Source organism: Pseudofrankia inefficax (assembly GCF_000166135.1).
GTDB lineage: Bacteria > Actinomycetota > Actinomycetes > Frankiales > Frankiaceae > Pseudofrankia > Pseudofrankia inefficax.
On sequence record NC_014666.1, the window covers coordinates 7,002,218 to 7,025,461 of the forward strand.

Consider the following 23,244-nt stretch of genomic DNA (forward strand, 5'->3'; position numbering starts at 1 on the left):
TTTCGTGGTCGGGCGAATTCGTGGTCGGGCGAAGGAGATGGTCACACCCGCATCAGGCCGCCGTCGGCGACCAGGGTCTGGCCGGTGAGGAACGCGCAGTCCCCGCTGGTGAGAAAGCAGACCGTGCCGACGATGTCCTCGGCGACACCGACTCGTTTGATCGCCTGAATCGAGGAGACCAGCGCGAACTTCGCGTCGCTGATGTTGAGCTCGCCCCCAGGAGTGCGCGACGCCGTCGGGCAGACCGCGTTGACGGTGATCCCGTAGGGCGCGAGGTCGGTCGCCAACGCGCGGGTGAACCCGATCACCGCACCCTTGCTGGCCATGTAATGCACGAGGCCGGGGACCGCGAGGCCCAGCGAGTTCGAGGCGAGGTTGACGATGCGGCCCCACCCGTTGTCGCGCATCGAGCCCATGACCGCCTTGGCCATCAGGAACTGTGAGTCGACGTTGGCCTTCTGGATCCGCTTCCAGTCGTCAAAGCTGATCTCGAAGACGTCCTTGGACGCGATGACACCGGCGTTGTTCACCAGGATGTCGACCCGGCCGCCGAAGGCCATGATGTCGCCGTTGATCGCCGCGACGGCGGCGGAGTCGGACACGTCGGCGCGCAGGGCCAGCGCCTTGCCGCCCATTCTCTCGATCTCGGCGACCACCTCGTCGGCCGGGTGGAGGTCGACCGCGACGACGGCGGCCCCGCGCCGCGCGAGCTCGATCGCTACCGCCCGGCCGAAGCCACGGGCCGCACCGGTGACGACCGCCACGCGGTCGGCGTGCGTGCTCATCGGAGCCGGGCCTTCCTCGCAAAGTCGATCACCGCGGTCCTACCCGGCCTCGGCCGCGGCGTCCTGGGGCAACGCGCGGGCGAGGGCCGACCGCAGGGCCGGAACCAGCGCGTGCGCGGCGTGCGGATCGGCCGACTCCAGCCGGAGCTTCAGGATGTCGCCGGCGCGCCGGTCGGCCGGCACGTGCTCACCGCGCGGCGCGACGAGCACATGGAAGTGCGGGTAGTTCTCGCCGAAGACCAGCAGGTAGGTCGACGGCGCGTCCATGACCTCGGAGACCGCTGCGACGAGGTCACGGGCGCGGCGGCCGAAACTGTCGAGCTCTTCGTCGGAAAGACCGGTGATCCGTTCGGCGTGCCGGCGGGCCCGCAGGATGATCCATCCAGGTACCTCGTAGCCGGGCAGGACCTCGGCTGCCCAGAGCTCGTCGCGGAACACGACACTGGAGTCCTCGGCGTCCTCGGTCGCGCACAGCAGGCAGACGTCGTGCCGATGTCGCTGGGTCATCGGTCAGCTCACGCCGATCAGCGCGGGCATCGGATCCGGCAGACCGGCCGCGACCGCCCAGGCGCGATCGCACAGCTCCTCGGCGCTGGCGCCGGCGCGGCGTGCCTGGAGCAGTTGCTCGGGATCGAACGCCGGCCCGACCGAGTCCGCCGCGTACTCGGGCCCGTTCATGTAGGCCGTCGCCTCGTCCGGTTCGGCGAACCGGTCGACCTGGATCTCGATCATGTTCCGATCCGGGTCCCGGTAGTACATCGACAACGTGACGCCGTGTGCGATGCACACAGCCGGGACGATGCCCTCGGAGCGAAGCTGCACGTAGCGTTCCAAAAGGTCGTCGATATTGGCGAAGGTGTAGGCGGCGTGGTGCATGGACGCGGTCGTCGGCGTCTTCCGGTCGAGCGGTACCGGCGCTTTGATGAAGGCGACCCGGTGGTGCTCGTCGTCGAAGGTGATGAACCCGAGGCCGTCATCCTCATAGACGACGCGCGCGGCGAGAACGGTGCAGTACCAGTCGATCATCTCCTTGGGCTGGCTCGTCTGGAAGACGATGTGCGCGAACTTCGGCGCGACGGTCATCTGTCGATCCCCTTTCCAGCAAGGGTTTGCGGCGGTTGCCGGTGAGGGCTCAGGCCGCCGCCTGCGGTACGAAACGGTTACGCATCGAGCCGATGTTCTCGATCGTTGTGACCAGTTCGTCACCCGGCTTCAGCAGCACCTTCGGGTCACGGGCCCAGCCGATGCCGGACGGGGTGCCGGTGAAGATGACATCACCCGGAAGCAGCGGGAGGACCGCCGACAGACGGGAGATGATCTGGGCGACCGGGAAAATCATGATCTTGGTACGTGCCCGCTGCATCTCGACACCGTTCAGGCTGCAGCTGATCTCGACGTCGTCAGGGTTCTCGAAGGCGTCCGGGGTGACCAGCTGCGGACCGATCGGGGCGAAGCCGGGGAAGGACTTGCCGAGGTTGAACTGCGGCGTCGGCGGGCGCAGCTGCAGCTCACGCTCGGAGACGTCCTGGCCGACGGTCAGCCCGGCAACGTAATCCCACGCGTTCTCGGCGGCGACCTGATAGGCGCGAGCACCGATGACCACGACGAGCTCGGCCTCGAAGTCGACCGATCCCGGCGGCACCTCGATCTCGCTGACCGGCCCGGCGACCGAAGACGGGAACTTGGTGAACACGACCATGCCGTCGCTCGGCGTCTCCATGGCCGATTCCTCGGCGTGGTCCAGATAGTTCAGGCCGATGGCGAAGACCTGTCGCGGCTGGGGCGCAGGCGCACCGAGGGTCGTCTCGTCCAGTGGCCGCGACGCCACGCGGGGATCCACCTCGGCCGCCCAGGCGCGGAACCGCGCCCATTGCTCGTAGACGGCCTGAACTCCCGGGCCGAACCGGCCGCCGCTGGCCGTGGCCACGTCGACCACTCCATCGTCGAGCACCAGGCCCAGGCGCCCACCCGTGTTGACGATCCGCATGCCACTCCTTAGTTCGGTGCCGTCTCGTTCGTCGCCGTTTCGAGGTCCGGGCGCCGCTCGCGACCGCGAAGTCGCAGCGTGCGCCTGATCGCGGCCGTCCGGGCGGTGGGAGCCTTCTGGTACTGGGCGAAGCCGATCGCCGCGATCAGCGCCACCCCGTCGAAGAGATCCGGCAGCCAGATGGGGGCGCCGCCGAGCTGCAGCCCCTTGACGCCGACGGCGAGGACGGCCACGGCCATCAGCGTCCCGGCCACGTTGAAGCGGCCACCCCGGAACTGCGTCGAGCCCAGGAAGGCCGCGGCGAAGGCGGGCAGCAGGTAGGACTGGGTGATCGTCGGGTCGCCGGTCGCCAGCTGCGAGCTGGCCAGCACACCGGCCATCGCGACGATGACGCCGCACGTCACCGTCGCCAGCAGGATCATCCGAGAGGTGCGGACCCCGGCGAGCCGGGCGGCCTCCACGTTCCCGCCGGTGGCGTAGATCCGTCGGCCGACCGCGGTGCGGTCGAGGAAGTACCAGACGATCAGCGAGACGGCGGCGAGCACGTAGACCGGGTAGGTGACCCCGAACAGCTCATCGGTCCCGATCTTCTGGAACGACGGGCCGAGGTCGAGGATCTGCTGGCTGCCGGAGATCCAGTCGATCATGGCGATGAGGATCGAGCTGATCGCCAGCGTCCCGATCATCGAGGGCACCCGGGCCCGGACGATGAGGAGGGTGAGCACGACTCCGACCGCCGCCCCCGCGAGCAGGCTGAGCAGGATGGCCAGCGGGATCGGCAGGCCCTGCCGGGCCAGGAACCAGGCCACCAGGATGCCGCCGATCCCCGCCTCGGACCCGATGGCCAGGTCGATGACGCCGGCCGACAGGGAGACGATGAGGCCGACCGCGACCAGGCCGGTGACCGCCTGGCTGTCGAGCAGCAGCCGCCAGGTCTGCAGGGTGAGGAAGGTATCCGGCTCCCACACCGCGAAGACGACGAACAGCAGCGCGAACAGGTACACGGCGCTCGCGTTGCGCGGCGACAGCCACCGTCGCAGCCGGGCGCCGGCGGGTGGCCGCGCGTCCGGTCGGCTGGCCGCGGGCGGTGCGATGGGTCGGGTCGCGGGCTCCACCGTCATGTGGCCACCTCCGGCCTGGGTCTGTCGGAAGACTGGTGCACGGAGTCGGCCCGCACCACGGCGTGGACGAGCGCGGTCTCGGTGAGGGCCGGGCCTTCCAGTTCGGCCACGACGCGCCCTCGTTCGACGAGCAGCACCCGGTCGCAGATCGACACGAGCTCCTTGGCGTCGGCGGAGCTCACCAGCACCGCGGTGCCCCGGGCCGCCGCGCGCTGGATGAGCCGGTAGATGGCGGCCTTGGCCCCGATGTCGACGCCCTGGGTGGGCTCGTCGAGCAACAGCAGCCGCGGGTTGGTCCGCAGCCACCTGGCCAGGACGACCTTCTGCTGGTTTCCGCCGCTGAAGGTGGACAGCGGGCGGTCCGCCAGCGGCGGGCGCAGCTCGACCTCGTCGACCCAGCGCCGGGCCTCCGCGCGCTCGGCCGTCAGGCGAAGCCCGCCGAGCCGGCCACGCAGGCGCCGCAGCGCCGGCAGGGTGAGGTTCTCGCGCATGCTCATCGTCATGACCGCGCCGAGCCGGTGCCGGTCAGCCGGAACGAAGGCCGCGCCGCCCTCGATCGCGCTGGTCACGTCACCCGGCGCCAGCTCGGTCCCGCCGAGACGGACCCGGCCGCCGCGGCGTCGCACAGACCCGAAGAGCAGGGCGTTGACGTTCTCGCGGCCCGAACCGAGCACTCCCGACACGCCGACGACCTCGCCGGCACGCAGCCGCAGGCTCAGGCCGTCCACCCGCGCGCCGCGCAGGTCGTCGACCTCCAGCACGACCGCCTCGGAGCCGCTGGCCGCGGGGCGGGCGTCGGTGACGGCCGTACCGACGATGGCCCTGACGAGCGAGTCGTCGTCCAGCTGCCCGGCGACCGCCTCGGCGACCAGCCTGCCGTCGCGCAGGACGACGACGCGGTCCGCGAGGGCCCGCACCTCGTCGAGGCGGTGCGAGATGAAGATGATGCCGGCGCCGGCCGCGGCGACCCGGCGCACCGCCTCGAACAGCCGGGCGACCTCGTCGCGGTGGAAGGCGGTGGTCGGCTCGTCGAGGACGAGCACGTTCTCCGGGTGCTCCCAGCCGTCCATGGCCCGGGCGATCGCGACGATCGCGCGCTCCGCTGGCGAAAGCAGGGCCACCGGCGCCCGCACGTCGATCGCGGCCCCGAACCGGGCGGTCAGCCGCTGGGCGCGAACGTGCTCGCCGCGCCGGGCCGGCGTGATCCACCGCGAGCCGAGTGGTCGGCCGAGGTCGAGGTTCTCGGTCGTGCTAAGCGTCGGCAGCAGCCCGAGGTCCTGATGGATGAAATGCAGCCCCCGCCCGTCCCGCGCCGGGACGAGCCGGCCCGAGCCGTCACCCACCTCGATGGTCCCACCCGGGTCGGGCTGGTGGATTCCGGCGAGCAGCTTGACCAGCGTCGACTTGCCCGACCCGTTCTGGCCGACGACGGCCAGGATCTCGCCAGCGCCCACCTGCAAGGAGAGGTCATCGAGCGCCCTGGTGCCGACGAACGTCTTCGACAGGTGCGCCACCCGCAGCAGCACCCGGGGCTGGGGCGCCGGCTGTGTGGCCACGCCGGCTCCCGGCGCGTGGCCGACCATCTCCGGCGTCATCCCCACAGCGCGGCGAACCGCTGCGCGACATCGGGGTAGCCGGTCCAGCCTCGCTGGACGTCGGTCGCGGTGACGTCGTTCCTGGTCAGGAACTGCATGTCCACCTCGAGGTTGGACTGCGGCGTCGTCTGGTGAGCGATGAGGCGGGCGGCGGCGTTGACCTGCATCCAGATCTGGACCGGGAAGTCGAGGGCCAGCCCGGCGGTCAGCCCACCGTCACGGATGTCCTGGAGGTTGCTGGGAGTCGGCGCGAAACCGAGCGTCGTGGGCGAGAGGTGCGCGTTCTTGAGCGCCGCCGCCAGGCCGGTCGCGCCTTCCATCGAGGCGAACACGACCGTGTTGGTCTCCGGATGCGACTGCAGATAGCTGATGACCTGGTTCGGGGCCGTCGTGCCGAATGTCGTGACCGAGAGCTGCTGGTAGCTGGCCTTGCAGCCGGAACACGCCGCGATGGCCTTGGCGAAACCCTCCTGCATCGAGGTGGAGAACGTCAGCTCCGGCGTCCCGAAGAACACCACGTTCGCCTTCGGCCCCTTGTTGACCGTCACCCAGTCGGCCATCAGCTGTCCGGCCCGGTTGGTGCTGGCGGCGCCGCCGATCGCCTGTTGCACGCCGTAGGGCTCGCCGCCCACCGTCCCGCCACCGACGACGACCGACCCAGCCGAGCCCAGCTTGTGCAGGTAGTCGCCGTACAGCTGCGGGCTCGACGCGCCGATGAGAACGGCGGCGGGATTCTGGGTGAGGGCCGTGGCGGCCGCGGCCTGCGCGGTGGTGGCCGAGGACCCCGAGTTCACGATCCCGAGGTCGACGCCCAACGCCTTCGTCGGCGCCGGCAACAGGTTGGCGAAGATGGCGCACACCGGGGCCGCGCACTGTAAGAAGACGAACTTGCTTCCGGGCGCCGGGCGTTTCGCCAGCTTCTCGGTCGCGGGGAACGTGCTCGGATGCCCGACATACGGCGCGATCGCGGCCGCGGCCGCCACGGCGGAGCCGGTGGTTGTTCCGGCGGCCGGCGTGCTGGACGCGTTCGTGCCCCCGCCGCTGCTGCCGCAGGCCGCCGCGGTCAGCGCGACCGCGGCAAGGCTGATCAGCGCCACGCGGCTATGACCGATATATCTACGACCCATTTCGCACTCCCTCGGTGGTGGTTGACCGGCGGCGAGGCCGGTAACCGGCGCGCTCGCCGGCCGTGGTGGCGGCGCCCTGCGCGAGCCACGATCACTGCGTTGGAGGAAGGTAGCCGTTATATGTTATAACAGCAACCTCTCATCCCAGCTGCGCCGGAACCGGGCGGACACACATGACCGAGCACGAGGAAAGCCCGATCCTGATCCGCGGGGTCCGCCTCATCGACGGGCCCGCGCTCAGCCACCGCACGTCGGTTCTCATCGACGGCGCGCGGATCGTCGCGATCGGGCCCGACCTGAGCGCCTCGGGCCGGCAGGTCGTCGACGGCGCGGACGGTGTCCTGATGCCCGGCCTCATCGACGCCCACGTGCATCTACACGGCGAGGAGAACCTCGAACAGCTCGCCCGCGCCGGGGTGACCACCGCCCTGGACATGGCCTGCTGGCCGCGGGAGCTCGTCGACGAGTTACGCGGCCGTCCCGGGCTCACCGACATCCGCAGCGCCGGAGTCCCGGCCACGTCGCCGGGCTCGGCCCACAGCAGGATTCCCGGGCGCCCGCAGGCCGCGCTCGTCAGCGGCCCGGCGGACGCCGAGGCCTTCGTCCGGGACAGGCTCGCCGACGGCTCGGACTACATCAAGCTGATCGCCGACCTGCCGGGGCTCGACCAGCCCACACTCGACGCGCTCGTCGCCGCGGCACGACGCCAGGGCCGGCTGACGGTTGCCCACGCCGTCAGGCTGATCTCCTACCAGATGGCGCTGGCCGCGGGCGCCGACGTGCTCACCCACGTTCCGCTGGACACCGTCCTCGACGAGGCGACCGTCACGGCCATCGCCGAGCGGGACCGCGTCGTGGTGCCGACGTTGACGATGATGGACGCCGTCGCCACCAGGTTCTTCGGCCACGGGGCGGACGGCGCCGACGGGGCGCGGGGAGAGGCCGCCGCGCCGCCCGGGCCTGGCTACCACAACGCGCGGCACTCGGTCGGCCTGCTGCACCGGGCGGGCGTGCCGATCCTCGCCGGCACCGACGCCAACGCCACGGTCGGCGTCCCGGCCAACATCAGCCACGGGCCGAGCCTGCACCGTGAGCTCGAACTGCTGGTGCGGGCCGGGCTGTCTCCTCGGGACGCGATCGCGGCCGCCACGTCTTTGCCGGCCAAGCACTTCGGGCTCTCCGACCGCGGTGCCATCCGCCCTGGCCTGCGGGCGGACCTGGTGCTGATCGCCGGCGACCCACTCGCCGATATCACCGACAGCCGCCGCGTCGAGCGCGTGTGGTGTGCCGGCATCCCCGCCACGACCAGCTGAAGGACGACGATGACCAGCCTCGCCGCACGCCCAGCGATCACCACGACCACGCACTTCATCAACGGGGCGTGGTCAGAGCCCGGTGGCCCGACGTTCCCGGACTACAACCCGTTCGACGACCAGGTCGTGGCGGAGATCGCCGCCGGCGGACCGGCCGAGGCGGAGGCCGCCGTGGCCGCCGCGCACGCCGCGTTCCCGGGTTGGGCCGCGACGGCTCCGGCCGAGCGCCAGCGTCTGTTCCTCAAGGCCGCCGACATCACCGAGCGGCGGCGAGCCGAGATCGTGCACATCCTGGCCGTCGAGTCGGGCTGTAGCGCCCCGTTCGCCCACTTCCAGGTGCAGTGGTCGGTGAACCTACTGCGGCAGGCGGCCAACTGGGGCTACCTGCCCGTCGGCGAGGTCCTGCCGAGCGACACCCCCGGCCGGTTCGCGATGGCGGTGCGCAAGCCGCTCGGCGTCGTCGCCGGCTTCACGCCCTGGAACGGCGCCTTCAACCTGGCCTGGCGCACCATCGCCCTGCCGATGGCCTTCGGCAACACCGTGGTCATCAAGCCCTCCGAGGAGGCACCGGTCTCCGCCGGCCTGCTGCACGCCGAGATAGCGGCCGAGGCCGGCTTCCCCGCCGGCTCCCTGAACGTGGTCGTGCACGCCCCCGGCGACGCCGCCGCGATCAGCGAGGTCTTCATGGCCAGCCCGGCCGTTCGCTGCATCAACTTCACCGGCTCCGCCTCGACCGCCCGCATCCTCGCCGAGCGGGCCGGGCGCGCGCTCAAGCCGATCGTCCTGGAGCTGGGCGGCTACAACCCGATGATCGTGTTAGCCGACGCCGACCTGGCCCACGCCGTCGACGCGACGGTCTTCGGCGCCTTCTTCCACCAGGGGCAGATCTGCCTGTGCACCAGGAAGGTGCTGGTCGAACGGCCCCTTCACGACGCGTTCCTCGACGCGCTCGCCGCCCGGACCGCCGCCCTCAGCTGCGGCGATCCCACCAAGGCGAGCACGGTGATCGGGCCGCTGATCAACGACCGCGCGGTCAGGCAGGTCGCCGCACGGGTCGAGGAGGCGATCGCCCGCGGCGCCCGGGTCGTCACCGGAGCCGCGTCCCATGGTCGCGTGTACGAGCCGACGATCCTGGCCGACGTCCCCCGCGACGCGGTGGTGGCCCTCGGCAGCGAGGAGACGTTCGGCCCGGTGCTCGTCGTCGAGGCGGTCGAGGACGCCGAGGAGGCCCTGGAGCGCGCGCAGGCCACCCCGTACGGGCTGAGCGCCGCGATCATGACCGGCGACCAGGACCGCGGGCTCGACCTGGCTCAGCGCTTCGACACCGGGATCGTCCACGTCAACGCGCCGACGCTGGTGGGTGAGCCGTCCCTGCCCAACGGCGGCGTGAAGGACAGCGGCTGGGGCCGCTCCGGGCATTACGCGCGGGAGGACTTCACCGAGATCCGGCTCACCACGCTCAACCACGGCGCCGGCCGGTACCCGATCTGAGCCGGCCCCAGCCCGCGGGTCAGAGCCCGAGCACCCGCTCCGCGTTGCCGTGCGCGATCTTCTCTCGGTCGGCCGGGCTCAGCGGCGCGCTCAGCAGGAAGGCGGTCCCCTGCGCGCTGTCGGCGAACGGGTGATCGACCGAGAACAGGATGCGGTCGGCGCCCAGCACCGTCAGCGCGCACTGCAGCGGAGCGACCGTGGTGTACGCGGAGGTCGTGATGTAGAGGTTGCGCTGGGCGGTCTCGGCGACCGGCGTCTGGCCCTTGAGCAGCGGGCTGAGCATGTCGTCCGCCCTGGCCAGGGAGAACGGCAGGCCCTCGCCCATGTGCCCCACGATCACCTCCAGCGCGGGGTGCCGCTCGAACACCCCCGCGACGATCATCCGCAGGACGTGCAGCCCGCACTCGGCGTGCCACCCCCAGCCCGCTGTCGAGAGCGCCGCGGCGAGGTCGGCCGGCAGCCCGGAGTAGTACGCGTCCTGCACGGCCGGCGGCGGCGGGGCCGGATGCAGGTAGATCGGCACGCCGAGCCGCTCCGCGCAGGCCAGGACGGGCTCCATCGACGGGTGGTCGAGGAAGACGCCGTTGGTCTGGCCGTGGATCATCGTCCCCACGAAGCCCAGCTCGTCGACCGCGCGGCGAAGCTCGGCGACGGCCTGCTCTGGGGCCGAGATCGGCAGGGTGGCGAAAGCCCGGAACCGCTCGGGGTGTGCCTGGACGGTCGCCGCCATCCGGTCGTTGAGGGCCTGGGAGACGGCGACGGAGCTGGCCGGCTCAAGCTGCTGCACGATGTGCGCCAACGCAGAGAGCACCTGAACGTCGACGCCGGCGGCGTCCATCGTCTTCAGCCGGCCCTCGCCCAGATCGTCGAGCTCGGCGGCCTTGCGGCCGGCGCGACTGCCCAGGTCGAGCCCGGCGGCGGAAAGGATGTCGCGCGGAAATGTGTGCTCTTCCAGAGCGATGATCTTCACAGTGCGCTCCCACTGGGCGTCGCGGCCCGTTTCTCGTCCATTCCGACTCTCCCCATGACAGAACGTGCCGATCCGTCGGATGATCGTTATATGTTATATCATTCCCGGGTCGACTCCGGACCTCGGGATATAGTTGATATCGAGGCGTGGTCGGCTCACCGGAAGCGAGGCGTGGATGGCATCCCCGGCGGAGGTCCGTCCCATCGAGTCACGCACCGTCGGCGACCTCGTCACCACCGAGCTGCGGCGCTCGATCCTGACCGGAGCGCTGCCTCCGGGCCAGAGCTTCTCGCTCCGCGAGCTCGCCAGCCGCCTCGACGTCAGCTTCATCCCAGTCCGCGAGGCGCTGCGCAACCTCGAAAGCGAAGGACTGGTGGTGATCCGCCCCGGCCGCAGCGTCACCATCGCGCCGATCGACTTCGACGACCTGCACGCCATCTACCGGCTGCGCCGGCTGCTCGAACCCGACCTCGCGCGCCGCTCCTGCACCCGGATCTCCGACGCGGAGCTCACCCGGCTCGAGCGCGACGCCGCCGATTTCGGTGACCCGGACCGGAGCATGGACGCGATCTACGACGCGCACCGCGACTTCCATCTCGCGCTGTTCGGGTCCGCCGCCACGGCCTGGGACGTCCGGGTGCTGACCACCCTCTGGCGGGCCGCGGAGCGCTACATCCGCATCGGTTTCGGCCTGCTCGACCCGGACCCGGAGGAGCATCACCGCCGGCGGCACGCCCACGAGAGCCTGCTGAGCGTCTACCGGCGCCGGGACCCGGACGCGGCGGCCCGAGCCGTCGACGAGCACCTCGACCACAACGAGAAGATGGCCGGGGCAGCCCTCGGGACCGCGGCCGCGGGTCTCCAGGCACGCGAGACGGCGGGCTGAGGCCCGTCCCCCCGCTCCTGGAGCGAGACGGCATCGGGCATCAGTCGACGAGATCGAGGGCGACGCCCACGATCGAGTCGACGTCCAGGTGGTGATAGCGGTAGACGTCGCCGAGGTCACCCGACTGGCCGAACCCGGTCACCCCGAGATGGGCGGCTGGGACCCGGTTGACGCCGGCCAGGAAGGCCAGGGTGTGCGGATGGCCGTCCAGCACCGTCACCATCGGCACGGCCCGGTCGGCCGGGAAGACGACCTCCAGGATCCACTCGGCCGCGTCACCCAGCCCACGTCGGGCCTGCAGGGCTCGAAAGAGCAGGTCCGGGCTGGTCACGCAGACGACGTCGGCGCCGAAGCCGAGCGCGGCCAGCCGGTCCGCGGCGGCCAGCGTCTCGGTGATCAGGGCGCCCATCGCGCACAAGGTCACCGCCGGGCGGTCGTGCCGGCGTAGCAGATACCCGCCGGCCACCACATTGCGACGACGGCGCTCGCGGGCGGCGGGGTCACTCGGCACCGCGGCCAGCGCCTGATCGACGGACCGGGTGGACAGACGCAGATAGGCTGACTGCCCGCCCGGCCGCCCCAGCTGGGCAAGCGCGGCCAGCAAGGTCCATTCCGCTTCGAGGGCGAACGCCGGCTCGTAGCTGACACAGCCGGGTTGCTCGAGGCCGATCGACGGAGTCTTGATCGACTGGTGGGCACCGCCCTCCGGCGCGAGCGTGACCCCGGCCGGGGTACCGACGAGGATCGACTGCCCGCCGGCGTAGATCCCGAACGACCACGGTTCCAGGGCGCGTTCCACGAACGGGTCGTAGAGCACTCCGATCGGCAGCAGCGGCTGCCCCCAGCGGCTCCAGGTCGCGCCGAGCTCGCCGATCGCGCCGACCAGGTTGGTCTCGGCGATCCCCAGCTCGACGTGCCGCCCGGTCGGCCGCTCCCGCCAGTGCAGGATCGTCTCGGCGTCGTCGGCGAACCAGTCGTCGCGCTCGGCGTGGGACCAGACCCCGACCTTGTTGACCCAGCCACCGAGGTTGGTCGACGAGCTGACGTCGGGGCTGACGGTCACGATCCGCGCGCCCACGTCCGGAGCGGCCCGGTTCAGGTCGAGCAGCGTGCGCCCGAGCGCGGCCTGGGTGGTGGCGAGCCCGGTCGGCAGGTGACCGAGGTCCGTCGGCATCGCGGGCGGCGGCGACAGGGACACGGGGTCGCGCGCGAGCCGGTCCGCGACCTGGGCGCACAGCCGGTCCTCGCGGCTTCCCGCCGGGAACCGCAGCCAGGGCCGGTCGGGGTCCGCGCCCACCCGGGCCGCGAGCGACCGCAGCTGCTCGGCGTTGAGCAGCGCCGAGTGGTTCTGCGGATGCCCCTCGGTGGCGAGCCCGTAGCCCTTGATCGTGTAGGCGAAGATCACGGTCGGGCGCGTGTCGTCGATCCGGGCGAAGGCGTCGGCCAGCGCCTGGTGGTCGTGGCCGCCCAGGTTACGCACCGCGGCGTGCAGCTCGTCGTCGGCCACGCCGTCGAGCAGCCGGCGGACCGCTGCGCCGTCCGGGCCGGAGCCGGCGAGGCGGGCGCGCAGCTCACCGGGGCCGCAGCGCAGCAGCCGCTGGTACTCGGGGTTCGGCATCGCGTCGAGGCGGGCGCGCAGCCGGTCACCGTCGGGCCGGCCGAACAGCGCCTCGAGCCGGCGGCCGTACTTGACCGACAGCACCTGCCAGCCGGCCGCCGCGAACATGCCCTGTAGCCGGCTCGCGCCGATGTTGGGCACCACCCGGTCGAGCGACTGGCGGTTGAGGTCGACGATCCATACGACCTCGCCCAGCTCGGCCACCATCGGGTCCAGGACCGCTTCCCAGCAGGCGCCTTCGTCGAGCTCGGCATCCCCGAGCAGCGAGTACTGCCGTCCGCCGGTCTCCCCGGTGCCGAAATGGCCCTCGACGTAGCGGCGAGCGAGCGCGGCCCAGATCGGGGCCGTCGCCCCGATACCCACCGACCCGGTGGAGTAGTCCACCGGATCGGGGTCCTTCGTCCGGCTGGGATAGGCCTGCAGTCCTCCGAACTCGCGCAGCGTGGTCAGGGACGACTCGTCCAGCTGGCCGAGCAGGTAGTTGATCGCGTGCAGGACCGGCGAGGCGTGCGGCTTCACCGAGACCCGGTCCGCCGGGCGCAGCTGCTCGAACCACAGCGACGTCATGATCGACACCATCGAGGCGCTCGACGCCTGGTGGCCGCCGACCTTGAGGCCCGACGGGTTGGGCCGGACCCGGTTCGCGTGATCGATGATCGCGCTCGACAGCCAGAGCACCCGGTCCTCGATCGCGCGCAGCGGCTCACCTCGATCGTCGACCCCCGGCGGTAGGTCGACGCTCGTCGCGGTCATCGTCACGATCAACTCCCTGGGCTTCCTGTTATAACACGCAATCTGCTGAGGATGAGATACCTGGAAGGCCGATGTGCGCAACCGCGGCACGTGACGTTTACCATTGTGCTCAAGACGATCGAGACAGCCCCGAGCCTCCTGAGCAGAATGCGAGCCACCCGGGTGGACGACACGGACGCGCGCCTCCTGCTAGCCCTCGCCGACGAACCCCGCGCCACCGTGCTGTCCCTGGCCGACGCCGTCGGCCTGTCACGCAACACCGTCCAGTCACGGCTGTCACGTTTTGACGAACGCGGAGTGCTGGCCAGCTTCGAGCGACGCATCCAACCAGCGGCCCTGGGCTACCCGCTGAGCGCCTTCATCGTCGCCACGGTCACGCAGCAGCTCCTCGACGAGGTGGCGGCGAGTCTCGCGGGCATTCCGGAGATCCTGGAGGTGTTCGGGCTGAGCGGCACGAAGGACCTACTGGTACGGGTCGCCGCCCGTGACGCCGACGACCTCTACCGCATCGCCGGGCGGGTCCTGGCCACCCCGGGCGTGGAAAGGACGGAGACATCGCTGGTCATGCGGCAGATGGTCGACTACCGGGTACGCCCGCTTCTGCGGCGTGAGATCCGTCTGGCGTGACCCCGCCGACGACTTCGACGCCGGGCCTGCGGGTCGCTGTTGCCGCGATTGGCGATGCTCGCCGCCAGGTGATGGCGCGCGCCGGGCTGGCGTCCACGCTCCCCCGGGACGAGCGGGGTTCGGCTCTCGCCGAGGCGCTGGAAACAGGCGCTCTCGCCGGCCGCGGTGCTGTGATCGACGTGCTGCCCCGCCTCATCACCACGGGCCTGACTACCGGGACGACGGCGACGCTCGTCCCGTCGCTTCTGCGCCTCTATCGTTGGCTGCTCTAGGGTTCGGCGGGCGGCACAGGTCACCGGGGATGTTAGGTACGCGCCCATCCGGAGACGACACTCGAAATCACCGCCGGCGGCGAGATCTCGCCGCCGAAACGACGGAGCACTGGGGGTAGAACGTGGATCCGACGCCTTCAGCCGATGGCACGGCCGACTCCAGCGGCGGCCACGGCGGCGGACTGCGCGACGTCGTGCAACTCGCCATCCCGGCCGCAGGCGCCTATCTGACCGTCCTACGCACCGCCACGGCCTCACTCGCCGCCCGCCTCGACTTCACCCTCGAGGACATCGAGGACCTCCGCATCGCCGTCGACGAAGCCTCCGCACTCCTGCTCGTCTCCGCCGTCCCAGGCTCCGCACTCGAATGCGCCTTCAGTCTCTCCCCCGGCCTCATGCGGGTCACCGTCTCCGTCGACAGCCTCGACGGTGAACCACCCTCCACGGACACCTTCGCCTGGACCGTCCTCAACGCCCTCGCCGGCGAGGTCTCCAGCTCCACCGGCCCCGGCCACCGCGTCACCATCGAGCTCGCCAAGAGGCGCGGCGACCGAGAATAGGCCGCTCCGGCTCGGCGACTGGCCTGGCCGGCTGACGGCGCGTCGCCCGCTGGCGCCGCCCGGCTTCCGGCGCCTGAGTCACACCCCGCGGTCCTCCCGCGTCATGTCTCCCGTGCCGGGGGTGCCGTCGGCGAGGGCGTAGCGCAGCAGGACGCCGCCGGTGGTCGACGCCACGGGCGGCTCGGTGAGCGCGAGGTTCGCGGGCACGCCGCCGCGGGCGAAGACCTTCTTGCCGACACCGAGGACGACCGGGAAGACCCACAGCGACAGCCGGTCGAAGAGCCGCTCGGCGAGCAGGGTCTGGACCAGGTCGGTGCTGCCGATGACGTGCACGTTCCTGTGACGGTCACGTACCTCGCGCACCGCGGCGGCGAGATCGGGCCCGAGCAGCTCCGAGTTCGCCCACTGAAGGGTCGGATTGCCCCGCGAGGCGACGTACTTCGGCACGCCGTTGAACAGCTTGGCGATCCCGCCGTCGACGCCCTCCTCCTGGTGAGGCCAGAACCCGGCGAAGATGTCGTACGTCTTGCGGCCCAGCAGCAGGGCGTCGAGACCCGCCATGCCGGCGTTGACCTGCTCACCGACGACCTCGTCGAACAGCGGCGCCTGCCAGCCGCCGAACGGGAAGCCGCCCTCGGTGTCCTCGTCAGGCGCGCCCGGCGCCTGCGCGACGCCGTCGAGCGTGCTGAACAGGTCGATGTGGATGAGGCCCATGTCTCCTCCTCGGTCAGCCGGCACGGCGAACCAGTCATTGTCATCGATCCGTGCTTGCTGACCGCCGGCGGCGGGTGAACTCATCGCAAGCCTGCCGCCGACGGAGACCAGACGGCCGAAAGGGCTCGCCGTGTCGAATGTCGAGCAGGAGAACAGCGGGTCGACCTGGAGGAATGTGCAAGGCTGCTACGGGCCATGCGCAAGCAGCCGACCCGCGCAAGCATCGTGCGGAGATGGGAAGAATCGACGTGTCCGCGCCTCCGAACGATGTCCGCCACGGCCAGCACTCCCGGGACTCGGCCCTGCCCGCGCCCGAGCGCGGACCGCGCACCGCGCTCGACCCGCGGCGGCCCGCGCCCGGTCGTCAGGACGCGGCGCTCGCCGTCGAGTGGGCCGCGGCGCTCGCCGGACACGCTCGGCGCGACGGCGCGGCGGACGCCACCAGCACGCACGGCGCGGGCAGCCAGCTCGACGGTGCCGTGACCCTGCTCGACCGGCACGAGGTCCCCGGCTACGTCGCCGACCTCATCGAGCACGCCCACTCTGAGGTGCTGTTCCTGCTTGCCGGCCCGGCTCAGCCGGAAGACCAGGACGACCGGCTGATCGAGGCCACGCTGCGCGCCGCGACCCGCGGTGTCAGGTTCACCTCGACCTGGTCCCCGGATCTGCTCGCGACCTACGCGGCCAGGGTCGGCGAGCAGCTGCGAGCCGTCGGCCGGATTCGCCAGAGCGCCGACCTTCCGACACGGATGATCGTTGTGGACGGGCACACGGCCGTCCTGCCGCTCGACGCCGGCGACCTCGCCCAGGGCGCGCTCGCGGTCCGGACACCTGCGCTGCGCCACCTCGTCACGGGCCTCATCGAGGAGGTCTACGACGACGCCACGCCACCCGTCCATGGGGCGCGACCGAGCCGCCAGGCCCATTGAGGCCCCTTGACGCAGGAGCGGCCGGTCGGACCGGGACCTGCCCCGGGCCGGCCGGGGCGTTACCTCGGGTGGCCGCGGGGGGCGACGCGGCGGGTCGGGGCGGCCGCGGTGGGGTCATCCGGCCAGGGATGGCGCGGGTAGCGCCCCCGCAGTTCCGCGCGAACCCGCGGGTAGCCGGACCGCCAGAACGACGCCAGGTCGCTCGTCACCGCCACCGGACGGCCCGCCGGCGAGAGCAGGTGCAGGACGACCGGAACGCGGCCGTCCGCCACGGCCGGTACCCGCTCCCAACCGAACACCTCCGCGATCTTCACGGCCAGGACGGGACCGCCGGTGCCGCTGTAGTCGAGCCGCACCCGCGACCCGCTCGGCACCTCCACCCGCTCCGGCGCCAGCTCGTCGAACCGGGCCGCCCGCGGCCAGGGCAGCAGGCGGCGCAGCGCCGGCCCGGCGTCGACGCGCTCCAGATCCGCGCGGCGCCGCGCGTCCCGCAGGTCCGGCCCGAGCCAGGCCGGCGCCGATTCCAGCAGCGCGGCGTCGCTCACGTCCGGCCAGGGGTCGCCGAGGACTCGGTGGCAGAAGGCGAGCCGTTCCCGCAGGGCGGTCGCGTCGCGGGTCCAGCGCAGCACCGCGAGCCCCTCCTGGCGCAGCCCGTCGAGGATCGCGGCTTCCAGCAGTGACCGGTCGGGCCGGGCCAGCGGGCGTTCGGCCAGGACGATCGCGCCGAGGCGCTCGACCCGCCGGGCGACGACGTCACCGCCGGACCAGGCGACCTCGTCGACGGTGCTCAGGAAGGCCGCGCCCGCTTCGCGCGCGGTCGCCGCGTCGAGCGTCACCGCCAGGCGAACGCGGGCCGAGGTCCGCCCGGCCCCTCGGTCCGCGACCGCGATGGCCAGCCACTCCGCGCCGGCGAGGGCCGAGCCGCCCGCCAGCTCCGCGGCCGTGCCACCGGCCATCAGGTACGTCGCCCCGCCCGGGGCGCGAGCGCGGGCGAGCCGTTCCGGGAACGCGAGCCCGACGACGAGTCCCGCGGCCAGGTCGTCGGTGACGTCGCCGCCAGGGGACTCTCCGGCGGGAGCGGTCGGTTCGGCGGCCGGGCGCAGCCGCCGGGCCTCGTCGCGCCAGCGAGCGGACGCGGCCCGGTCGGTGCCCGCTCGCAGGCGGCGCCAGCCCGCGACCAGGTCGTCGGACGGGCCCGCGCCCGCCGGTCCGTCCCCCGAGAGGATCGCCACCACCTCGGCCGCGCGCTGGGCGCCGACGGCGGGACCGCCGTCGATCAGCGCCCGGGCCAGCCGGGGGTGGGCCCCCACCGCGGCGATCGCCCGTCCCCGCGCGGTCACGCGCCCGGTGGCGTCCAGCGCGCCCAGCGCCCGCAGTGATGCCCCGGCGGCCTCCATCGCGCCGGCCGGCGGGTCGCTGAGCAGCTCGAGACCGGCTCCGCCGGGATGGCCCCAGACCGCGAGGTCCAGGGCGAAGCCGGTCAGGTCGGCGACGGCGATCTCCGGTTCGGGGTGCGCGGGCAGCCGGTCGTGCTCGGCGGCGGACCAGCAGCGGTACACCCGGCCCGGCGCCTCCCGGCCCGCGCGACCGGACCGCTGGCTGGCGGAGGACCGCGAGACCCGCACGGTCACCAGCGAACCCAGCCCGCGGGCGTGATCCATGCGCGGGGAGCGGGCCAGGCCGGCGTCGACCACGACCCGGACGCCGGGAACGGTCAGACTGCTCTCCGCCACCGCGGTCGCCAGCACGATCCGGCGACGCGGCCCGGTCCGCAGCGCGGCGTCCTGGGCCTGGCCGGACTGCTGGCCGTGCAGGGTGAGCACGTCCACCGTCTCCCGGTGGCCCGCGATCCGGCCGGCGACCGCGGCGATCTCCCCGGCGCCGGGGAGGAAGACGAGCACGTCCCCGGACGTCTCCCGCAGGGCCCGCCCGATGGTCGCGGCGACGTGGTCGAGCAGCCGCGGGTCGACGCGCAGGCCGTGCGCCGGCGCGATCGGGCCCGGCGCGGGCGCCCAGACCACGTCGACGCCGAACAGCGCGGCATCCGTGCCGACGACGGGCGCGGCCGGCCCGGCGCCGCCGAGCAGGCCGGCCAGCCGCCGCGTGTCGGCGGTCGCCGAGGTCGCGAGCAGCCTCAGGTCGGGGCGCAGCGTCGCGCGGACGTCGAGCATGAACGCGAGGGCCAGGTCGGCGTCGAGGTGCCGCTCGTGGCACTCGTCCAGGATCACGACGTCGGTCCCGGGCAGCTCCGGGTCGCGCTGCAGCCGCCGGACGAGCACCCCCGTCGTGACCACCTCGACCCGGGTGGACGGCCCGACGCGGCGCTCACCGCGGATCGTGTAGCCGACCGTGCCTCCGACCTCACCGCCTCGCTCGCCGCCGGCGCCGCTGATGAGGGAGGCCATCCGTCGCGCCGCCGCCCGGACCGCGATGCGGCGCGGTTCCGCGACCACGACCCGGCCGCTGACCTCGTCCGCGAGGGCCAGCGGCACCAGCGTCGTCTTGCCCGTGCCGGGCGGCGCCACCAGCACGGCTGCCCCGCGCGGGCCGGCACCGGAGCCGGGCGCGGCCCGAAGGTCTCCGGCCAGCGCGGCGAGGAGCGCGGGCAGGACGTCCCGGACGGGAAGGTCCGCCCCGGCGACCGCGCGGTCGGGCAACATGCGGCCAGTGTCCTCGCCCCGGCCACGCCACCGCCGCGAGGCGAGAACCGGGACCGCCAGACCTCGGATGATCCCGGTCCGGCCGCGATGGCCTGTGACGACCGGCTCCCGCGTCTCGGCTCCGGCAGTTCGACTTTGGTCGCGGCCCGCGGCGACACCGGCCAGGATCGAACCATCTGGGGAGGTCCCGCCAGGGGGCAGCCGAGCCGTGGCCGTGGCCGCGAGATGGGACGACGATGTGACTGTGGTCAGTCCGCTGACGGCGCACCGGGCCGGGAACGAGGACTACCTCGACCTGATGAAGCGGATCCTCACGAACACGATCTACCAGGATCCGCCCGTCTCCCGGGCCGAGGCGGCGTTCGACGGCGACCGGCGGGCCACCGGCCAGGACTGGCCGTCCGTCGCGCACACGATGGTGGGGCGGGCCCGGCTGGACAACGTCCACGCGTGCGCCGCCACGGCGATCACCGAGGGCGTCCCCGGCGACCTGGTCGAGACGGGGGTCTGGCGCGGCGGGACGGCGATCTTCATGCGCGCGGTCCTGCGTGCCTACGGGGCGACCGACCGGCTGGTGTGGGCCTGCGACTCGTTCGAGGGGATGCCGGTCAGCGGGCCGGACAGCCACCCGAGCGACCAGCAGACCCGGCTGCACCTGGCCAACGCCGTGCTGGCCATCCCGTTGGAGCAGGTGCGGGCCAACTTCGACGTCTACGGGCTGCTCGACGACCAGGTCCGGTTCCTGAAGGGATGGTTCCGCGACACGCTGCCCACGGCGCCGATCGAGCGGATCGCGGTGCTCAGGCTCGACGGTGACCTCTACGAGTCGACCATGGACACGCTGGACAGCCTGTACCCGAAGGTGTCACCGGGCGGATTCGTGATCATTGATGACTACCAGATCCCGGCCTGCCGCGAGGCGGTCCACGACTACCGCGACGCGCACGGCATCACCGCGCCTCTGACGCGGATCGACCAGTGGGCGGTGTTCTGGCGCCTCCCGGGATCGACCCGCGACGAACGCGGAGACGACGGCCGCCAGTAGCGGTACCCGCGTCGAGCGCCGCGCCGGGTTCACCGGCCCGGCCCGGGTCACGGGCCCGTGGCCAGGCCGGGTCACCTTTGGCGTCGTCCGCGCGTCGGATGGGCAGGTGTCCACACGACCGGCGGGAGACGTCAGATGAGCACGCGACGGCTGATCGACTTTGAGGTGACCTCGGACGAGGGGGCCGAGCGGGTCAACGAGGCGCTGGTCGGCGTCTTCGAGGCCCTGGCGGGACAACGACCGGACGGGGTCCGCCTCGCGTACTGGCGCGTGACGGGCGGCCGGCGCTTCCACGCCCTGATCGAGCTGGTCGACGAGGGTCCGAACCCCCTGATGGACATACCTGCCTCCCGGGCCCTCCCCGGCCTCATCGGCTCGTGCGTCGACGGCGGATATCCCCGTCCCGTGACCGTCGAGCTGGTCGGCAGCTACGGATTCGATGTCTGAGGACCGGAGCACGCCGGCTCCGGCCGAGTCCCCGGCGGACCGCGCGGCGGTCTTTCACCGCGAGCGACCGCAGCTGCTCGCGGTGGCGTTTCGCGTCGTCGGGTCGGATTCCGACGCGCAGGACATCGTGCAGAATGCCTGGATTCGCTTCGCCGAGGCGGACCTCGGCGGAATACGCAATATCCCGGCGTGGCTGACCACCGTGGTCACGCGGCTGTGTCTCGACTTCCTGCGCCGGGTCCGCGAGTTTCCCTGGGAACCTGCCGAGCTGCCGCTTACGCCGGACACTGACGACAGCCCTGAGGAGATCGCGCTGCTGGCGGGTGATCTCACCGAGGCATGCATGGTCGTCATCGGAGAACTGACGCCGCCGCAACGCGTCGCGCTCGTCCTGCACGACGTTTTCGGGGTGCCGTTCGACGAGGTGGCCCGCATCCTCGACACCACCGAGGGGTCGGCGAAGAAACTGGCCAGCCGGGCCCGTGGCCGGGTTCGCCGCGCGAGTGACGGCTCGGAGGCCGACCCGGCCGAGGCCCGTCGGGTGGTCGGGGCATTCCTGCTGGCCGCCCAGCACGGCGACCTCGACAGCCTGGTCAGGCTGCTCGATCCAGCGGTGACGAGAACAGCCGACCCGCAGGCACTCCCTGCCGGCGCGGCGGTGCGGCTGCGGGGAGCACCGGCGGTGGTCGCGGAGACCCGCGCGCTTCGGGGCACCGCTCGCGACGCCCGCGTCGCCCTGATCGACGGACGGCCCGGAATCGTGGTCGCGTCAGACCGCGGCCCGCGCACGGCGCTGGTATTCCAGATCGCCGGTGGCCGCATCGTCCATTACGACGTGGTGGCGGACCCGCGTCGGCTGGCCCTGCTGCGCATCGTCGAACACTGAAGGCATCGAGTCCGGCGCGGGCGCGCCGACTGGAGGAATTCGCAATGTTCGTCCTTTACGTCGTCGTCGCCGGGGCGACGGTCCTCGCGAACACCGGAATCGCCGGCGCGGATCTGGTGCGGGCGGACTTCGTCCTCGCCAACTCCGCCGAGGTCGGCGTGCCCCGTTCCTGGCTGCCATGGCTGGCCGGGCTGAAAGCCGCCGGCGCGGCGGGCGTTCTCCTCGGCCTGCTCGGCGTCCCGGTGATAGGAATCGCGGCGGCGGGCGGACTGGTGGCGTTCTTCCTGGGCGCCGTCATCGCGCACCTGCGGGCCCGCGTCTACCACAACGTCGCATTTCCCGGCTGCTATCTCGCGCTGGCCGTCGCCTCACTGGCCTTCGCCGCTCTGCGGTGACCTGGCGCCTGGCGCCGCCGGCGTCCTCGAAGGCGCGGCGGAGGTCCGGCCACGGGGGCACCACTCGGGTGAGCGGGTAACCGGTCGGGGCGCCCAGGCGTGGCGGCTCGCGGGGCGAACCAGCCCACGAAAGGCCAGGTCAGGGGCATTTACACGCTTCTCGAACCGACACGGTCTATGGTGCGAATGTGGAGCTTCCCTATATCGACGTGCTACTCGAGAACCGTAGCCAAGGCGATCGGACGGCGGATGCCTTCTCTCGGCACATACATTGGGGGCTATGGCCGCGGTTGCGCGGTACCGGAATTCGAGGACGAAGCGTCGTCGCCGCGCAGGAACGTCTCGATGACACGGTCGCCGGCGGAGCGCTTATCTCCGACGGCATGACCGTCCTGGATGTCGGCTGCGGTTTCGGGGGAACGCTGGGACGATTATCCGAACGATTACCGTCGGCACGGCTGGTCGGCGTGAACATCGACCACCGCCAGCTCACCCGGGCGCTGGCCACCCGAGCCCAGTTCATCTGCGCGGACGGCTGCGCGCTCCCGCTTCCCTCGACCGCCTTCGACGCGGTTCTCGCCGTCGAATGTATTTTCCATTTCCCATCCCGGCTCGCCTTCCTCCGGGAGGCGCAGCGGGTCCTGAAACCCGGCGGACGGCTGTCCCTTTCCGACTTCGTGCGGGTGGACCAGACCGAGCCGGGAAACGCCGTCAGCCGCTGGCTCGAGGACCAGGTCGCCAAGGGATACGGCCGGCAGTCGGCCTGGTCGGACGGCGACTACCGGGCGATGGCCGACAAGGCAGGACTCGTGGTCGAGCAGGACGCTGACGTCACGAGGCTCACCCTGCCCACCTACCTCTATCTGCTCGCGGACGGCATCGCTCGCGCCCTCACCGGCCGGGGGCACGTCCCCATCCGCTCCACGCTCGTGCTCTTTCTGCTCTCGGCCCTCGGCGCGGTCCGCTACCGGCTGGTGGTCCTGCGCAAGCCGGGCGCACCGGGCGTAGTGGGCGCACCGGGTGCTCTGGACGCTCTGGGCAAGGCGGGACGGTCTGGGTAGGG

23 protein-coding genes are annotated in these 23,244 nt (G+C 72.2%); 12 read left to right on the forward strand and 11 right to left on the reverse strand.

From position 1 onward, the window contains the following. Positions 1 to 41: 41 nt before the first annotated feature. Genes FRAEUI1C_RS28290 through FRAEUI1C_RS28320 form a run of 7 tightly spaced genes read right to left on the reverse strand, consistent with a single transcriptional unit; the run spans position 42 to position 6,585 of the window. Positions 42 to 785, reverse strand: a complete 744-nt coding sequence (locus tag FRAEUI1C_RS28290; protein ID WP_013426794.1) for an SDR family NAD(P)-dependent oxidoreductase — start codon at positions 783 to 785, stop codon at positions 42 to 44. A gap of 39 nt (positions 786 to 824) precedes the next feature. After that, positions 825 to 1,292 carry an HIT family protein gene (locus FRAEUI1C_RS28295; RefSeq protein ID WP_013426795.1) on the reverse strand — a complete coding sequence of 156 codons (468 nt, stop codon included), beginning with the start codon at positions 1,290 to 1,292 and terminating at the stop codon, positions 825 to 827. 3 nt (positions 1,293 to 1,295) lie between these two features. Further along, the gene (locus FRAEUI1C_RS28300; protein ID WP_013426796.1) at positions 1,296 to 1,868 is read right to left on the reverse strand and encodes a VOC family protein; all 573 of its coding nucleotides are present in this window, start codon (positions 1,866 to 1,868) and stop codon (positions 1,296 to 1,298) included. 49 nt (positions 1,869 to 1,917) lie between these two features. Further along, positions 1,918 to 2,772: a fumarylacetoacetate hydrolase family protein gene (locus tag FRAEUI1C_RS28305; protein ID WP_013426797.1), complete on the reverse strand. Its 855-nt coding sequence runs from the start codon at positions 2,770 to 2,772 to the stop codon at positions 1,918 to 1,920. Positions 2,773 to 2,780: 8 nt separating this feature from the next. Then, complete coding sequence (locus FRAEUI1C_RS28310; protein ID WP_013426798.1) at positions 2,781 to 3,893, reverse strand: ABC transporter permease; 1,113 nt, start codon at positions 3,891 to 3,893, stop codon at positions 2,781 to 2,783. Then, positions 3,890 to 5,449, reverse strand: coding sequence for a sugar ABC transporter ATP-binding protein (locus FRAEUI1C_RS28315; protein WP_198318647.1), 1,560 nt, complete (start codon positions 5,447 to 5,449; stop codon positions 3,890 to 3,892). The genes FRAEUI1C_RS28310 and FRAEUI1C_RS28315 overlap by 4 nt, the downstream gene beginning before the upstream one ends. Before the next feature lie 35 nt (positions 5,450 to 5,484). Beyond that, positions 5,485 to 6,585, reverse strand: a complete 1,101-nt coding sequence (locus FRAEUI1C_RS28320) for a sugar ABC transporter substrate-binding protein (RefSeq protein ID WP_041259679.1) — start codon at positions 6,583 to 6,585, stop codon at positions 5,485 to 5,487. 203 nt (positions 6,586 to 6,788) lie between these two features. Here FRAEUI1C_RS28320 and FRAEUI1C_RS28325 point away from each other — a divergent pair, with 203 nt between their 5' ends. Beyond that, the gene (locus FRAEUI1C_RS28325; RefSeq protein WP_013426801.1) at positions 6,789 to 7,928 is read left to right on the forward strand and encodes an amidohydrolase family protein; all 1,140 of its coding nucleotides are present in this window, start codon (positions 6,789 to 6,791) and stop codon (positions 7,926 to 7,928) included. 9 nt (positions 7,929 to 7,937) lie between these two features. Further along, a complete protein-coding gene (locus FRAEUI1C_RS28330; RefSeq protein ID WP_013426802.1) occupies positions 7,938 to 9,419 on the forward strand; it encodes an aldehyde dehydrogenase family protein in 1,482 nt (493 codons plus the stop codon). 19 nt (positions 9,420 to 9,438) lie between these two features. Here the strand turns inward: FRAEUI1C_RS28330 and FRAEUI1C_RS28335 are convergent, their stop codons facing one another. Beyond that, on the reverse strand, positions 9,439 to 10,389 hold the full coding sequence (locus FRAEUI1C_RS28335; RefSeq protein WP_013426803.1) for an amidohydrolase family protein: 951 nt from the start codon (positions 10,387 to 10,389) through the stop codon (positions 9,439 to 9,441). 175 nt (positions 10,390 to 10,564) lie between these two features. Here FRAEUI1C_RS28335 and FRAEUI1C_RS28340 point away from each other — a divergent pair, with 175 nt between their 5' ends. Then, complete coding sequence (locus FRAEUI1C_RS28340; RefSeq protein WP_013426804.1) at positions 10,565 to 11,275, forward strand: GntR family transcriptional regulator; 711 nt, start codon at positions 10,565 to 10,567, stop codon at positions 11,273 to 11,275. Positions 11,276 to 11,315: 40 nt separating this feature from the next. Here the strand turns inward: FRAEUI1C_RS28340 and FRAEUI1C_RS28345 are convergent, their stop codons facing one another. Then, positions 11,316 to 13,646: a thiamine pyrophosphate-binding protein gene (locus FRAEUI1C_RS28345; protein ID WP_041261625.1), complete on the reverse strand. Its 2,331-nt coding sequence runs from the start codon at positions 13,644 to 13,646 to the stop codon at positions 11,316 to 11,318. 90 nt (positions 13,647 to 13,736) lie between these two features. On the opposite strand from FRAEUI1C_RS28345, the gene FRAEUI1C_RS28350 reads away from it, so the two are divergent. The 3 genes from FRAEUI1C_RS28350 to FRAEUI1C_RS28360 all read left to right on the forward strand — a co-directional run bounded on the left by FRAEUI1C_RS28350 (position 13,737) and on the right by FRAEUI1C_RS28360 (position 15,105). Then, positions 13,737 to 14,273 carry an Lrp/AsnC family transcriptional regulator gene (locus FRAEUI1C_RS28350; protein ID WP_232425153.1) on the forward strand — a complete coding sequence of 179 codons (537 nt, stop codon included), beginning with the start codon at positions 13,737 to 13,739 and terminating at the stop codon, positions 14,271 to 14,273. Further along, a complete protein-coding gene (locus FRAEUI1C_RS28355; RefSeq protein ID WP_041259680.1) occupies positions 14,270 to 14,545 on the forward strand; it encodes a hypothetical protein in 276 nt (91 codons plus the stop codon). The genes FRAEUI1C_RS28350 and FRAEUI1C_RS28355 overlap by 4 nt, the downstream gene beginning before the upstream one ends. Before the next feature lie 122 nt (positions 14,546 to 14,667). Next, positions 14,668 to 15,105 carry an anti-sigma factor gene (locus FRAEUI1C_RS28360; RefSeq protein WP_013426808.1) on the forward strand — a complete coding sequence of 146 codons (438 nt, stop codon included), beginning with the start codon at positions 14,668 to 14,670 and terminating at the stop codon, positions 15,103 to 15,105. Between the two features lie 78 nt (positions 15,106 to 15,183). Here the strand turns inward: FRAEUI1C_RS28360 and FRAEUI1C_RS28365 are convergent, their stop codons facing one another. Further along, on the reverse strand, positions 15,184 to 15,819 hold the full coding sequence (locus FRAEUI1C_RS28365) for a dihydrofolate reductase family protein (protein ID WP_013426809.1): 636 nt from the start codon (positions 15,817 to 15,819) through the stop codon (positions 15,184 to 15,186). 233 nt (positions 15,820 to 16,052) lie between these two features. Here FRAEUI1C_RS28365 and FRAEUI1C_RS28370 point away from each other — a divergent pair, with 233 nt between their 5' ends. Next, a complete protein-coding gene (locus FRAEUI1C_RS28370; RefSeq protein WP_041259682.1) occupies positions 16,053 to 16,748 on the forward strand; it encodes a phospholipase D-like domain-containing protein in 696 nt (231 codons plus the stop codon). A gap of 59 nt (positions 16,749 to 16,807) precedes the next feature. On the opposite strand, the gene hrpB is transcribed toward FRAEUI1C_RS28370, so the two are convergent. Further along, positions 16,808 to 19,408: an ATP-dependent helicase HrpB gene (gene hrpB / locus FRAEUI1C_RS28375; protein WP_013426811.1), complete on the reverse strand. Its 2,601-nt coding sequence runs from the start codon at positions 19,406 to 19,408 to the stop codon at positions 16,808 to 16,810. A gap of 244 nt (positions 19,409 to 19,652) precedes the next feature. Between hrpB and FRAEUI1C_RS28380 the strand changes: the two genes are divergently transcribed. The 5 genes from FRAEUI1C_RS28380 to FRAEUI1C_RS28400 all read left to right on the forward strand — a co-directional run bounded on the left by FRAEUI1C_RS28380 (position 19,653) and on the right by FRAEUI1C_RS28400 (position 23,242). Further along, the gene (locus tag FRAEUI1C_RS28380; protein ID WP_232425154.1) at positions 19,653 to 20,453 is read left to right on the forward strand and encodes a TylF/MycF family methyltransferase; all 801 of its coding nucleotides are present in this window, start codon (positions 19,653 to 19,655) and stop codon (positions 20,451 to 20,453) included. A gap of 135 nt (positions 20,454 to 20,588) precedes the next feature. Beyond that, the gene (locus FRAEUI1C_RS28385; protein WP_013426813.1) at positions 20,589 to 20,900 is read left to right on the forward strand and encodes a hypothetical protein; all 312 of its coding nucleotides are present in this window, start codon (positions 20,589 to 20,591) and stop codon (positions 20,898 to 20,900) included. Then, positions 20,893 to 21,786 carry a sigma-70 family RNA polymerase sigma factor gene (locus tag FRAEUI1C_RS28390; RefSeq protein WP_013426814.1) on the forward strand — a complete coding sequence of 298 codons (894 nt, stop codon included), beginning with the start codon at positions 20,893 to 20,895 and terminating at the stop codon, positions 21,784 to 21,786. Before FRAEUI1C_RS28385 ends, FRAEUI1C_RS28390 begins: the two co-directional genes overlap by 8 nt. 44 nt (positions 21,787 to 21,830) lie before the next feature. Next, positions 21,831 to 22,181, forward strand: a complete 351-nt coding sequence (locus FRAEUI1C_RS28395) for a DoxX family protein (RefSeq protein WP_013426815.1) — start codon at positions 21,831 to 21,833, stop codon at positions 22,179 to 22,181. Between the two features lie 209 nt (positions 22,182 to 22,390). Beyond that, positions 22,391 to 23,242 (forward strand): class I SAM-dependent methyltransferase, encoded by an 852-nt coding sequence (locus tag FRAEUI1C_RS28400; RefSeq protein ID WP_269724424.1) that lies wholly within the window; start codon positions 22,391 to 22,393, stop codon positions 23,240 to 23,242. Positions 23,243 to 23,244 lie beyond the last annotated feature (2 nt).

Coding starts and splice junctions, on each gene's coding strand:
- FRAEUI1C_RS28290 (WP_013426794.1), bottom strand. CDS start 785: ATGAGCACGCACGCCGACCGCGTGGCGGTCGTCACCGGTGCGGCCCGT.
- FRAEUI1C_RS28295 (WP_013426795.1), bottom strand. CDS start 1,292: ATGACCCAGCGACATCGGCACGACGTCTGCCTGCTGTGCGCGACCGAG.
- FRAEUI1C_RS28300 (WP_013426796.1), bottom strand. CDS start 1,868: ATGACCGTCGCGCCGAAGTTCGCGCACATCGTCTTCCAGACGAGCCAG.
- FRAEUI1C_RS28305 (WP_013426797.1), bottom strand. CDS start 2,772: ATGCGGATCGTCAACACGGGTGGGCGCCTGGGCCTGGTGCTCGACGAT.
- FRAEUI1C_RS28310 (WP_013426798.1), bottom strand. CDS start 3,893: ATGACGGTGGAGCCCGCGACCCGACCCATCGCACCGCCCGCGGCCAGC.
- FRAEUI1C_RS28325 (WP_013426801.1), top strand. CDS start 6,789: ATGACCGAGCACGAGGAAAGCCCGATCCTGATCCGCGGGGTCCGCCTC.
- FRAEUI1C_RS28330 (WP_013426802.1), top strand. CDS start 7,938: ATGACCAGCCTCGCCGCACGCCCAGCGATCACCACGACCACGCACTTC.
- FRAEUI1C_RS28340 (WP_013426804.1), top strand. CDS start 10,565: ATGGCATCCCCGGCGGAGGTCCGTCCCATCGAGTCACGCACCGTCGGC.
- FRAEUI1C_RS28345 (WP_041261625.1), bottom strand. CDS start 13,646: ATGACCGCGACGAGCGTCGACCTACCGCCGGGGGTCGACGATCGAGGT.
- FRAEUI1C_RS28365 (WP_013426809.1), bottom strand. CDS start 15,819: ATGGGCCTCATCCACATCGACCTGTTCAGCACGCTCGACGGCGTCGCG.
- FRAEUI1C_RS28370 (WP_041259682.1), top strand. CDS start 16,053: ATGGGAAGAATCGACGTGTCCGCGCCTCCGAACGATGTCCGCCACGGC.
- hrpB (WP_013426811.1), bottom strand. CDS start 19,408: ATGTTGCCCGACCGCGCGGTCGCCGGGGCGGACCTTCCCGTCCGGGAC.
- FRAEUI1C_RS28385 (WP_013426813.1), top strand. CDS start 20,589: ATGAGCACGCGACGGCTGATCGACTTTGAGGTGACCTCGGACGAGGGG.
- FRAEUI1C_RS28390 (WP_013426814.1), top strand. CDS start 20,893: ATGTCTGAGGACCGGAGCACGCCGGCTCCGGCCGAGTCCCCGGCGGAC.
- FRAEUI1C_RS28395 (WP_013426815.1), top strand. CDS start 21,831: ATGTTCGTCCTTTACGTCGTCGTCGCCGGGGCGACGGTCCTCGCGAAC.